A 13170-nucleotide genomic window follows, 5' to 3' on the forward strand; every position below is an offset into this window, starting at 1 on the left:
GAAACGGGATGATCGGGATCGGAGCCCGCACGGTCGACGCGACAGTCGAAGTCCTCGACCTGCCAACCCCTCGCCAGCCGAAGTCGGGGGAACTTCTGCTGGAGACCATCACCGCCGGCATCGGTCCGTGGGATGCTCTCCTGCACATCACCGACGGCTGGGATGTTCAGCTGAAGCCACCCGCCGCTCTCGGGGTCGAGGGGGTCGGCCGTGTCATCGCGATCGGCCCCGGCACCGAAGGCTTCACGCTGGGTGACGTGGTGGTCGTGCACGACACGCCTCTTCCGGGTGGCAGTGGATTCTGGGCGGAGCAAGTCCTCGTCCACGCTTCGAGCGCGGCCATGCTCCCGTCCGGGCTGAGCCCGGAGACGGCCGCCGCCCTCCCGGTCGCGGCTCTCACAGCGAGTCAGTCGCTGAAAGAATTGCAGGTGGGCGTCGGGACTCGCCTGCTCGTCGTCGGTTCGGGCCCCACCGCTGTCATGGCGATCCGGCTCGGAGTCCTCGGCGGTGCGGAGGTCGTGGCCGCCGCGAGTCCCCGGCACTCCGACCGCCTCCGCCGCCGCGGCGCGGTCGACATCATCGACTCGCACGCCGAGAAGTGGGCGCAGACCACCGACCGTCGCTTCGACGCTGTCCTGATCGCGGCCGACGGTACGGCTGAAGAGGCCATGAAGCTCATCGATGACGGAGGGCGGCTGACATCCCTCACCTCCGACGCGCCAGAGCCGACCCGTGGAATCGCGACCAACGACCTCTACATCGTCCCGGACGGCGCGGATCTGGAGCGCCTAGCGAAGCTTGCCGCCGCTGGTGAGCTCAGCCTCGAGGTGACGACGGTCACCGCCGAGCAGGCCCCGGCGACCGAGGCCGTCGTCTCCTCCGGTCGCTCGCGCGGGGTCAAGTACGTCATCGACTTCGGTACGGCTGCCGGATCGACTGTGTGACCCTGGGTGAGGTCGAAGGGCCAGCAGGTCGCCTCTGGCCCTGGATGGAGTCTTGACAGCCAGCACAGCGGCGTGGGAGGGTAGTAACGGCGTTACAGTAACACGGTTACAACCGCGATGGCGAGGAGAAGCTCATGGCTTTGGCGAATGATGTGGCGAACGCGATGCGCGCGCTCGAGCTGCTCGTTCCCCATCCAGAAGGTTCTCGAGTCAGCGAGATCGCCGAACATCTCCACATCAACAAGGCCATCGCGCACCGCCTGCTGGCCGCGCTCGTCGAAGTCGACTACGTGAAGCAGGATCCTCGGACATCCGCCTACTTCGCGACTCATCGGCTCGGTGCGCTCGGGCTTCGGCAGCTTTCTTCCTCGGGCGTGGATGCGTGGGCTCAGCAAGCGCTGGATTCGCTTGCCGCCGACTGTGAGGAACTCGTCCGGCTGGCTGTGGCCACACACGACTCCCTGCAGTGGATCGCCAAGGCGCAAGGCTCGAACTCGTCGCTTCGCATCGATCCCGTCATGGGCCAGGATGCGGTTCCCCATGCGACCGCCTCGGGGAAAGCGTGGCTGTCCACGCTGCCGCCGGAACGGGTGGCTGCAGTGCTGGATCGCGAAGCCGAGCTCAGCACCACGGCCCGGCTGCCGCTCGACCGGGCCGCGCTCCTCGTCGAGCTCGAAGAGGTTCGCCGGCGCCGTTACGCGACGACCTTCGAGGAGATGGATGCGGGAATCAACGCCCTCGCCGCGCCGATCTTCGGGGCGGGCAGCGACCAGGAAGCCACCGGGACGATCAGCATCGCCGGCCCGTCCGTTCGCATGACGAGCGCGCGGATGGCTGAACTCTCACCACTACTGCTCGCAGCCGCAGAGAGCATTTCCAGCAGCTGGCCGAGCTACGCCTACCTCGCTGCCGCGGAGAAGCTTACGGCTTAGACATCCGTCGCCCGCGTGACCGATGCGGATACTGATTGGAACCGACATGACCATGATCATCAACACGTTCTCCTACCTCTGGTCGGCGACAGCACTCGATGCGATCGCAGAGCTGTGTGAGAACGGGTACGACACCTTCGAGGTGCCGATCAGCTCACCGCACTGCTGGCCCGACGAGATGCCGGGGTCGAAGCGGTCCGAGTCGTCCGCAGAACTCAAGCGGCGCGGAGCCACGATCAGGTCCCTGAATGCGGGCGGGTTCGACATCAACCTCGCGAGCCCCGGCGCCAGCATGCGGCGAAAGAGCATCGACCACATCTCGTCGGTCATCGAGCTCGCGGAGGTGTGGGAAGCCTCCGAGATAGTGATCTCTCCCGGCACGCGGCGCCCCATGATCTCGCCACCGCTGGAGAGCGTCCACGGTTGGCTCTACGAGAGCCTGGACGCCCTCCTTCCTCTGGCCAAACGGGCAGGTGTGCGCTTGCTCTTCGAAAACACCCCCTATTGCTTTACTCCTACGATCGAGGAGCTGGCAGGCATCGTCGAGACGGTCGACGATGACTCGCTCAAGATCGTGTACGACGTCGCGAATGCCGCTTACATCCGCGAAGATCCCGCCGAAGCCCTGCGCTCCTATCACGACTCGATTTCCCTCGTGCACGTCTCCGACACAGGAACGGACGTGTGGGGCCACGATCCGATCGGCACCGGCGTCATCGATTTTCGCGCGGTGGGCGACGCTGTGGCGGCGACCGTCGGAACCGACAACACCGTTCTCGAAGTGATCCGTGAAGAAGACACTCTGCACGAGTTCGAGAAGGCCCTCACTGCCCTCAGGGTCGAGGGATGGAACGTCTGAATGGAGGCCATGCGATGAGAGCTCTGGTCAGTGGTGGCACCAGCGGCATCGGTGCGGCGGCATCCCTGCGGCTGGCAGAGGCAGCCGTGGCTCGGGGTGCCAAGCCGATGATCGCGGTGTGCGGGCATGAACCCAGCCGTCTGCAGGACGAGATCGTCCGCTCGATCCAGTCGATGGGCGGCACTGCGATCGCATTGTCGGGAAACCTGGGCGATCCGGAGGTGCCGGCCCGGATGGTAGCGGCCGCGGTCGAAGAATTCGGTGGCCTCGACGCACTCGTCTCGAATGCCGGCATCGCGAATCCCGGCCCCTTGAGCGAGCTGTCCGTGGAGGACTGGGACGACATGTTCTCCGTCAACGTGCGCGGTGCATGGCTTCTCGCGAAAGCCGGTTACCCGCATCTGGCCGCCAGTCATGGTGCTGCGTGCTTCACGTCGTCCATGTCGGGTCGGATGCCGCACGCCGGCTCGGGCGCCTACAGCCCGAGCAAAGCCGCATTGACGCTGCTCGCCCAGACGCTCGCACTGGAGTGGGCCTCCGACGGAATCCGCGTGAACGTGGTCTCCCCGGGAATGACCCGCACGCGGATGACGGAGAAGATGTACGAGGATTCGCAGATCAAAGAGCAGCGCGAACGCATAATCCCGCTGCATAGGATCGGGGACCCGATGGACGTCGCGAACGTCATCGAGTTCCTCGTCGGCCCGCTATCGGGCTACGTGACCGGTCAAGACATCTGCGTCGACGGCGGATTCTCGAAATCGATTCTCAGCCACATCCCCGGTCGACCGAGCTCAAGAGCCTGATGCCGGCCCGGGTGCCTCTCGACGAGGATCCTGACTCCCGTGGAGCGCGATCCGGGTGATTGAGTGGCTCGATGTCGCCGTACTCGTGGCGGCTGCAGCGGGATCGGCGTTCCAGGTCCTCTCCGGAATCGGGTTCGGGCTCATCGCCTCACCGCTTCTGATCCTGGCGCTGGGCCGCGAAGACGGTATCCGCATCGTCCTGATCATCTCGATCGTGCTGAACGCCGTCGTGCTGGCCCGCTCCATCCGGTTCGTACGCCTGGGCGACACGGTCAGACTGCTGATCCCCGCTGCACTGCTCGTCGTTCCCGCCGTCTTCGTGTTGGGCAGCATCCATGCACCGTTCTTGACCGTGCTGGCCGGGGCGGCAGTGCTCTTCGGCACTGTGCTCGTTGCCCGGGGGCGTCCACTGAACTGGATGCTCGGCAGACGCGGTGCCGTCATCACGGGCGCTGCAAGCGGGCTGTTGACCGCTCTGACGGGCGTGGGCGGTCCACCTGTCGCGCTGTTCGTATCGGCGCGGCGATGGCCGGCAGCGGTGGCGCGAGGGACGATGCAAGCGTTCTTCCTCCCTCTGAACGTGGTCACGCTCATCGCTCTCGGACCGTTCGTGAATGGTGTCTCGAAACTCGGGTGGGCGGTCGCCGGCGTGGTCATCGGAGCGGTCGTCGCCCTTCTCTTGGCCGGCCGGCTATCCGAGACCCTCCTCAGGCGGACCACTCTCGCTCTGGCGGGCGTCAGCGCAGCATCACTTGTGGCGAACGGCATCGCCTCGCTCCTCTGATCTCCGAGCGCCCGCAGCCGGCGACCGGCGTGCGCTTTCAGCCAGTGCCCGCGCCTTCTCGGCGGGGTTTCGACTCGGCCGACGGCTCCCCAGGTCGGTTCCCCGCTAGGATGATCGCGCCCCGTTGCCACGAGGCAAACCGAGGGATCACACGGGACGATGGAGTGGGGGACGCATGGCGGCGACACGTCGTGAGGTGGCGGAGGCGGCGGGCGTCTCGGTCCGGACGGTCTCCAATGTCGTCAACGGCTTCGACCATGTCGCGCCCGAGACCCGGGAGCGGGTGCTGCGCGTCATCCACGAGCTCGAGTACCAGCCCAGCGAGCTCGCGCGCAGCTTGAAGGTGGGCCGGTCGGGCCTCATCGGGCTGATGCTCCCGGAGCTCGACACCGCCTACTTCGCGGAGCTCACCCGTGCTTTCGTCGAGGGCGGCGCCGAGCGCGGTCTGACCGTCGTGGTCGACCAGACCGACGGCGACCGCGAGCGCGAGCTCGCGCTGCTGCGTCGCACGGCCGGAGGCTCGCTCTTCGATGCGCTCGCCCTGAGCCCGCTCGCCCTCCGGGCGTCGGATCTGGAGGCGCTCGCCGCAGGGCCTCTGGTGTTCCTGGGCGAGGATGAGTTCCCGGGCTACGACAAGGTGATGATCGACAACTTCCAGGCGGCCCGGGAGGCGGTCGAGCACCTGCTCGGCCAGGGTCGCCGCCGCATCGCGGCGATCGGCGCCGAGCGGAGTCACCGCGCTGCGAGTTCGCAGCGGCTCGACGGTTACCGCGCGGCGATCGCCGCCCACTCCGAGCTGGGCCTCCCGGAGATCGTGGAGTACGTGAACGGCTTCCGGCGGCCGGAGGGCGCGGCGGCGATGCGGAGACTGCTCGACGGCGATGAGCAGTTCGACGCCATCTTCTGCTTCTCCGACGCGCTCGCGCTCGGAGCGCTGCGCACCCTCCATGAGGCGGGGGTCTCGGTGCCGGACGAGGTCGCGGTCGTCGGCTGGGACGACATCGAGGACGGCCGCTTCTCGACACCGTCGCTCACCACGGTGAGCCCGGACAAGCGCTGGCTGGCCGAGACGGCGCTCGATCGGATCGTGCGGAGGCTCGCGGGCGAGGACCTGGAGCCCGGCGTCCTGGTCGGCCCGCATCGGCTGGTGGTGCGGGAGAGTGCGCCGGTGGCGCAGAGCATGGTGAGGTAATACTCCCTTCGGTGATTCCAGGAATCTCCACATCGCATTTGCATCGAGGCAAAGCAACGCGCTAGCATCCTGATCGTGACGTTTGCATCGAGGGAAATCGAACAGGACGGGGACGCTCCCGCCGCGCAGGCCCTGCCGCGTGCGGAGTACCCGCGCCCGCAGTTCGTGCGCGACCGCTGGCTCAACCTCAACGGCGTGTGGAGCTTCGGGTTCGGTGCAGGGGAGGCCGCGCAGGCGGCGGACCTCGTGGAGCCTGCGAACCCCGCCACCACTGCCCCCACGACCTGGCGCCTCGAACGCGACATCCTCGTCCCCTTCGCTCCGGAGTCGGAGCGCTCCGGCGTCGGCAGCACCGGCTTCCACCCGGCGGTCCGCTACCAGCGCACCGTCGAGGTACCCGCCGACTGGGCCGGCGACCGGATCCTCCTCCATTTCGGCGCGGTCGACTTCGACACCACGGTGTGGGTGGATGACATCGAGGTCGGCCGTCACCGCGGCGGGTTCACCCCGTTCACGATCGACATCACGGACGCGATCGGCGCATCCGCGGCAGCCTCCGCAACCTCCGCCACTCCCGCCTTCACCCTCTCCGTCCTCGCCGAGGACGACCACCGCACCATCCAGGCCCGCGGCAAGCAGTCCCGACGGCCGGAGAACTACGAAGCCTTCTACACGCGCACGACCGGCATCTGGCAGACCGTCTGGCTGGAGCCCGTCGCCGCCGCGCACTTCGGCCGTCCCGTCATCCGTCCCGACCTCGCCTCGTCGTCGTTCGCCGTCGAGCTCGACATCGTGTCCCCGGCCGCCGGGCTCACCGCCCGCGTCGACCTCCTCGACGCGGGCGGGCTCGTCGTCAGCAGGGAGGTGGAGGTGACGGCGCAGGTGAAGCCGGTGGTCACCCTCGCGGTCCCGGCCGATCGCCTCCGCACCTGGTCGCCCGAGGATCCGCACCTCTACCGCGTGCGTTTCACCCTCCTGCGCGGGGAGGCCGTGGTCGACGCCCTCGACAGCTACGCCGGCATGCGCTCGATCGCGATCGACGGGCGCCGCATCCTCCTCAACGGCCGACCGGTCTTCCAGCGCCTCGTCCTCGACCAGGGCTACTGGCCCGACACGCTGATGACCGCTCCGAGCGATGACGCCCTCGTGGCCGACATCGAGCTCGCCATGGCAGCCGGCTTCAACGGCGCGCGCCTCCACCAGAAGGTGTTCGAGGAGCGCTACCTGTTCCACGCCGACCGGCTCGGTTACCTGGTCTGGGGCGAGTTCGCCGACTGGGGCGCGAAGGTGGGGCCGGGAGGTCCGCAGGAGCCGACGGTGTCGTTCGTCGCCGAGTGGGTGGAGGCGCTCACCCGCGACCTGTCGCATCCATCGATCGTCGGCTGGTGCCCGCTCAACGAGACCTACCAGCCGATCACCGACCGGCTGACCATCCTGGACGACGCCACCAAGGCGCTTTACGCCGTCACCAAGGCCATCGACCCCACCCGGCCCGTGATCGACGCGTCCGGCTACTCGCACCGGGTGCCCGGCGCCGACATCTACGACTCGCACCTCTACGAACAGGACCCCGACGTCTTCGCGGCGCGCATGGAAGGTCTCGCGGACGGCCGGCCCTACGTCAACACGGCGCCCGACGGCACCGAGTGGTCGGTGCCGTATGCCGGGCAGCCCTACTTCTGCAGCGAGTTCGGCGGCATCTGGTGGTCGGACAGCGACCGCGCCGGCGACGACTCGTGGGGGTACGGCGAGGCGCCGCGCAGCCGCGAGGAGTGGCTGGACCGGTTCCGCCGGCTGGTGGACACGCTGCTCGACGACGCCGGCATGTTCGGCTACTGCTTCACCCAGCTCACGGACGTCTTCCAGGAGAAGAACGGTGTTCTCGACTTCCGGCGCGTGCCGAAGTTCGACCTCCGTCTCCTACGTGACATCCAGTCCCGACCCGCGGCGTACGAACTCGACGACGCCCCGCCCCTCGATCCCTGATCCGGGCGCGGATCCCGCACGAAAACCCCACCGACCCGTACTACCGACCTGCACCACCAGCACCTGACAACACAAGGCACCTCACAAAGGAGTGGACACCCATGCGCAACAAACTGATCCTCGCCGCAGCCGCCGTCTCGGCGGTCGCGCTGGCGCTCGCCGGCTGCTCGTCGGGAGGCGGCTCCAGCGACGGCAAGGTCACGCTGACCGTCGTCGGCTTCGAGGGCGGCGGCACCGAGCTCGCCGACATCCCGCAGATCAACGCCGACTTCCACAAGAAGTACCCGAACATCACGGTCGACTACAAGTACGTCGCCAACGGCGAATACGACCAGTACAACAACACCCGCCTCGCCGCCGGCACCGCCGCCGACGTCCTCATGACGAACGCGACCCGCGTGCAGCAGTGGCAGAAGCAGGGCTACCTCGCCGACCTGAGCGACCAGTCCTGGGTGAAGCAGCTCATCCCGAACGTCGCCCCGTTCGGCGCGATCGGCGGCAAGACCTACGCGTTCACGCAGCAGAACATCCCGATCGGCCTGTACGCCAACCTCGACATCCTGAAGAAGGCCGGAATCGCCCAGGTTCCGCAGACGTGGCCGGACTTCCTCGACGCCCTGCAGAAGCTGAAGGCCGCCGGGCAGCCGGGCCTCCTGCTCGCCGACCAGGGCGGCTGGACCAGCGAGCAGCTCTCGCTGGCGCTCGCCGCGAACCTGGTCGACGACACGTGGGGCCAGGGCTACGACGAGGGCAAGACCAACTGGAACCCGTCGTTCGCGCCGGTGTTCGACCACATCAAGCAGCTGCTCACCTCGGGCGACGTCGACGGCAAGCTGATGAACGGCATCGAGCCGTTCAACACCGGCAACGCTGACTTCGCCGCCGGAAAGTGGGCCTTCACCATCATGGGCGCGTGGGAGCTGCAGAACTTCCAGCAGAACGCGAAGTTTGACTTCTCGCTCAACCCGTTCCCGGGCGGCGATGCAGGCAGCAGCCCCTACGGCGTGACCTTCGTCGGATCCGGCTGGGGCGTCAACGCCGCCAGCCAGCACACCGATGCTGCTAAGAAGTACGTCGCGTTCATGGCCGACCCGGCCAACGACAGCCGCTACCTGGCCGCCGAGAACTCGTTCACCACCCTGAAGAACGTGCCGAGCCCGACCATGGCGAAGGCGAGTGCCTACGTGGATGCCTTCAACGCCGGCCACTCGCAGGTCTCGCCGATCGAGTACCTGCACTTCCCGACCTACGAGCAGGAGTTCTGGAAGGTCGGCACCTCGCTCTTCAACGATCCGTCGCAGTCGACGAGCACGCTCTTGAAGCAACTCGATCAGACCATCCCGAAGACGAAGTAGCCGGTCCCGGCCGGGGAGTCCCGCACGCTTCCCGGCCGGGCGCCCGCTCCACCGCACCCGCACCATCCAGCCCGAAAGGCGATCCCATGCAAATCCGTGGCCGTTCCGCGATGGTGCTGATCGCGCCGGCAGCCCTCATCTTCGCCGTCTTCGTGATCTACCCGCTGATCCGCGGGGTGCAGCTGAGCTTCACCGACGCGATCGGGCCCAGCGGCGGAAACTTCGTCGGGCTGAAGAACTACCTCCACGCGCTGTCCGACCCGACCGTGCTGCATGCGCTCGGCAACACCATCGTCTACACGATCGTCGTGGTCGTCGTGCAGAACGGCCTCGCCCTCCTCGTCGCGTTCTGGCTGTTCAAGCTGGAGCGCGTGCGCAACTTCGTGCGCGCCGGGCTGCTGCTGCCCGCGATGATGGCATTCGTGGCGGTCGGCTACCTGTGGTCGTACATGTACTCGCCGTTGGGAGGCCCGATCGACGAGGTCATGGATGCCCTCGGCCTCCACTCGCTCGAGCCCATCTGGCTGGGCGACCCGCACACCGCACTGATGTCGATCGCGGCCATCTACATCTGGATGTTCCTCGGCTACACGGCCACGATCTACCTCGCCAACTACATGGCGATCGACCCCGCGCTCATCGAGGCGGCGAACCTCGACGGCGCCGCCGGCTGGCGCCGGTTCTGGAGCATCGACTGGCGGCTGCTCGCGCCGTCGTTCACGATCAACATCACGCTCAGCGTCATCGGTTCGCTGCGCGTGTTCGACCTGCCGTTCATCATGACGCAGGGCGCCCCCGAGGACGCGACGCAGACGCTGAGCCTCGTCATCTACAACAACAGCTTCGCGAACTACCAGTTCGCCTACGGCACCACGCTCGCCGTCCTGCTGCTGATCCTCACGATCGTCGTGGGCGTCACGCAGGCGACGCTGCTGCGCCGACGGGAGGCCGACCTCGCATGACCGCGCTCATCAGCCGGGAGACCGCATCCGACGCCGAGGGCCGGGTCACATCCAAGCCCCACACGGCCCGCGCTCGGCGGTTCCGGGGACGCCGCCTCCGCTCGCGCGCCTCGACGGTAGTCGCCTCGGTCATCCTGCTCGCCTTCACGGCCGTCGTGCTCACGCCCATCTGGGTGCTCGTCATGGTGTCGCTGCACCACGGCAACAGCTCCCCGTCGAACGCGTTCGCCCTCCCGGCGCCGATCGACTTCCAGAACTACGTCAACGCGTTCCAGAACATGCACTACCTGCGCAGCGTCGGCAACACGCTCATCATCACCCTCGCCACCGCCGTGGTCACGGTCTTCGCGGCCTCCCTCGCGGCGTGGGCGATCGTGCGGCACACCCGGCGCTGGACGCGCACGCTGTACCAGATCTTCGTCTCGGGCCTCACCATCCCGATCTTCGTCGTGCTCACCCCGCTGTACGAGGTGATGCAGAAGCTGCACCTGCTGGACAGCTACATCGGCATCGTGCTCGCGTACACCGCGACGATCATGCCATTCGCGGTGTTCTTCTTCGCCGGCTTCCTGCGCACCGTGCCGCCGGAGCTGGAGGAGGCTGCGGCCGTCGACGGCCGGGCTCATCCGCACGTACTGGAGGATCGTCTTCCCGCTGCTGCGCCCGGCCACGGCCACACTGGCGATCTTCGTCATCCTGCAGGTCTGGAACGACCTCATCCTGCCGCTCGTCCTGCTCTCGTCGGACGACAAGCAGACCGTCACGCTGGCCGTCTACGCCACGATCGGCACCCACACGATGAGCCCGGAGCAGCTGCTCCCGACGCTCGTGCTCGGCGTGCTGCCCCTGTTCATCGTGTTCCTCGCGCTGCAGCGCTACGTCGTCGCCGGCATCGCGGTGGGGGCGGGGAAGTAGGGGCGACTCCGCTCGATCCAGCTCCACAATCCAGCTCCACACCATCCTGCTCCACCCATGGAAACCGGAGGTCGACAATGCAGTCACTCGTACACCGCCCGCTCCTGACCAGGGTCGCGGCGCTCGCCGCGGCGGCCCTCGCGATCGCCGTCGCCTTCGTCGCCGCCGTCGCGGCCCCCGCCCACGCCAACAGCCCGGGCTCCAGCATGTACACCTCCACGTCGTCCAACGACTTCCTGGCGTACAGCAGGGTGATCCGGCTCGCCCACAGCGGCAGCGCGAACGGCACCCTCCTGGGGACGTTCGAGCATGCGGACAAGAGCGGCGCCGCCACCACGTTCGCCATCCGTCAGAGCACGGACGACGGCGCGACCTGGTCGACGAAGTCGAGTCTGAGCGACCCGCTCACCGGAGCCGGGCATCCGTCGTCGCAGCTCTGGCAGCCGTTCCTGTACGAGTTCCCGCAGGCGCTCGGCGCCTTCCCGGCCGGCACGCTCCTCCTCGTCGGGAACGTCGCCCCGACGGCGAACACCAGCACCACGTTCGTGGAGTGGCGCAGCACCGACGCCGGCGCGACCTGGACGTACGTCTCGGCGTTCCAGGCCGGTGGAGGCGAGGGTACGGGGATCTGGGAGCCCTTCCTCGCGCTGGACTCGTCCGGCAAGCTGAACTGCTACTTCTCCGACGAGCGCCAGAGCGGCACCTACAGCCAGAAGCTCGCGCACATCGTCTCGGCCGACGGCGGCGTCTCGTGGAGCGCGAACGCCGACGGCTTGACGCGCGTCTCGCCCGGCGAGGTGAACGACGTGGCCAGCACGACGCAGTCCGACCGCCCCGGGATGGCGACCATCGCCGTCAGCACGTCGGGCACGTACGTCATGGCCTACGAGGTCTGCGGCCCGGCCTTCAACTGCGTGGCACGCGTGAAGTCCTCCACGACCGGCGACACCTGGGGATCCGGCCCGGCCGACCTCGGCACCACCGCGACGACCCGCGACGGGCGGCAGCTCTTCCACTCGCCCTACCTCGCGTGGAGCCCGGCCGGAGGCGGCGAGTTCCTGCTCGCAGGCCAGACCGAGTCGGGAGGCTCGGAGGGCGGCCAGGTCGTGTTCGTCAACAGCTCAGGGAATGCGACGGGCTCGTGGTCGTGGATCCCCGCGCCCGTGGCAACCAGCGGCTCGGCCTCGAACTGCAGCGTGGACTACAGCCCCGACCTCCTGGTGTCGGCCTCGGGTCAGACCGTGCGCTACACCGCGCCCTCCGCGATCGGCCCGAACGGTTGCGAGGAGGTCACCGGCGAGACCAACGCCGGAGTCCTGCCCTTCCGTTCGACGTTCAGCGGCGGCGATTCCGGCTGGGTCGACTACAACGGCTGCTGGTCGACGTCGGGCGACGTCTACGCCGAGACCTGCGGCGGGACCGCCGGCCCGAAAGCCGTCGCCGGTTCGACCGCCTGGACCGACTACACCGTGCAGGGCGACGTCCGGATCGACTCCGGCACCCAGGCCGGCCTGCTTCTGCGGGTCTCCAACCCGTCGGCGGGCACAGATGCGCTCACGGGCTACTACCTCGGCATCACGACGACCGGCCTGGTCCTCGGCCGCGAGAACTCCGGATGGACCTCGCTCTCGAGCGCCGTCCTCCCCGGCGGAGTGACGACCGGGACCTGGTACCACCTCGTCGCGCAGGCGTCGGGCTGCACATTCACCGTCAGCGCGGTCCCGGTCGGGAGCACGGCCGCACCGACCGCCTTCACGTACACGGACAGCGGCTGCGCGCTGACCTCGGGCGCCGTCGGCGTCCGGGACCAGGGCAGCACCGCCTCGTTCCGGAACATCGCGGTCACGGGCGGCGCCACGGCCTCCACCGCCGTCGCTCCGTACGCGGCACCGTTCGCGAGCGGTTCGGCATCGGGATGGACCACCTACGGCGGCACCTGGAGCACGACCGCCTCGACCGAGACCTACGCGGACTCGGCGGGTGGCCCGGGCGACAAGAGCGTGGCCGGATCCACCTCCTGGGGCAACTACTCGCTGACCGGCGACGTCAGGCTCGACAGCCTCGGCGGCAACGCCAACGCAGGGTTCATCGTGCGCGTGACGAACCCCGCGGTCGGCGCCGACGCCCTGGACGGCTACTACGCGGGCGTCACGCCGACGGGCCTCGTGCTGGGCCGGCAGCTGAACAATTGGACGCAGCTCGCCTCGGCGGCTCTTCCGGTGACGCTGCCTACCGGGGCCTGGTTCCACCTGACCGTGGAGGCCGTCGGCTGCACGATCACCGTGACAGGGCAGCCGGCAAACGGCGGCTCGATCGTGTCCGCGGCGGCCACGGACACGGGATGCTCGCCGACCAGCGGGGCGATCGGCGTCCGCACGTACAACGCAGGGGCGACCTGGAGGGACGTCGCCGTCACCCCGCGCTGATCGCCTCCG

General features: G+C 68.2%; 10 protein-coding genes. All 10 read left to right on the forward strand.

Going from position 1 to position 13170, the window contains the following annotated elements; genetic code table 11:
* Positions 1–8: 8 nt before the first annotated feature.
* The 10 genes from BM287_RS16055 (at position 9) to BM287_RS16100 (ending at position 13161) form a co-directional block, all read left to right on the forward strand.
* A complete protein-coding gene (locus BM287_RS16055; protein WP_090041486.1) occupies positions 9–944 on the forward strand; it encodes an NADP-dependent oxidoreductase in 936 nt (311 codons plus the stop codon).
* A gap of 152 nt (positions 945–1096) precedes the next feature.
* The gene (locus BM287_RS16060) at positions 1097–1876 is read left to right on the forward strand and encodes an IclR family transcriptional regulator (protein WP_170857592.1); all 780 of its coding nucleotides are present in this window, start codon (positions 1097–1099) and stop codon (positions 1874–1876) included.
* A gap of 52 nt (positions 1877–1928) precedes the next feature.
* Entirely contained in the window at positions 1929–2735 is an 807-nt protein-coding gene (locus BM287_RS16065) for a sugar phosphate isomerase/epimerase family protein (RefSeq protein ID WP_090041553.1), read from the forward strand.
* A 14-nt stretch (positions 2736–2749) separates the two neighbouring features.
* The gene (locus tag BM287_RS16070) at positions 2750–3541 is read left to right on the forward strand and encodes an SDR family NAD(P)-dependent oxidoreductase (RefSeq protein WP_090041492.1); all 792 of its coding nucleotides are present in this window, start codon (positions 2750–2752) and stop codon (positions 3539–3541) included.
* 55 nt (positions 3542–3596) lie between these two features.
* Positions 3597–4325, forward strand: a complete 729-nt coding sequence (locus BM287_RS16075) for a sulfite exporter TauE/SafE family protein (protein WP_170857593.1) — start codon at positions 3597–3599, stop codon at positions 4323–4325.
* Positions 4326–4500: 175 nt separating this feature from the next.
* Positions 4501–5517: a LacI family DNA-binding transcriptional regulator gene (locus tag BM287_RS16080; RefSeq protein WP_090041498.1), complete on the forward strand. Its 1017-nt coding sequence runs from the start codon at positions 4501–4503 to the stop codon at positions 5515–5517.
* A 75-nt stretch (positions 5518–5592) separates the two neighbouring features.
* The gene (locus tag BM287_RS16085; protein WP_244528395.1) at positions 5593–7503 is read left to right on the forward strand and encodes a glycoside hydrolase family 2 protein; all 1911 of its coding nucleotides are present in this window, start codon (positions 5593–5595) and stop codon (positions 7501–7503) included.
* 101 nt (positions 7504–7604) lie between these two features.
* Complete coding sequence (locus tag BM287_RS16090) at positions 7605–8858, forward strand: ABC transporter substrate-binding protein (protein ID WP_090041501.1); 1254 nt, start codon at positions 7605–7607, stop codon at positions 8856–8858.
* Positions 8859–8944: 86 nt separating this feature from the next.
* Positions 8945–9820: a carbohydrate ABC transporter permease gene (locus BM287_RS16095; RefSeq protein WP_090041503.1), complete on the forward strand. Its 876-nt coding sequence runs from the start codon at positions 8945–8947 to the stop codon at positions 9818–9820.
* The gene (locus tag BM287_RS16100) at positions 9817–13161 is read left to right on the forward strand and encodes a 3-keto-alpha-glucoside-1,2-lyase-like domain-containing protein (RefSeq protein ID WP_090041505.1); all 3345 of its coding nucleotides are present in this window, start codon (positions 9817–9819) and stop codon (positions 13159–13161) included. The genes BM287_RS16095 and BM287_RS16100 overlap by 4 nt, the downstream gene beginning before the upstream one ends.
* The last annotated feature ends 9 nt before the right edge of the window (positions 13162–13170 follow it).

The organism is Leifsonia sp. CL147, assembly GCF_900114565.1.
GTDB lineage: Bacteria > Actinomycetota > Actinomycetes > Actinomycetales > Microbacteriaceae > Leifsonia.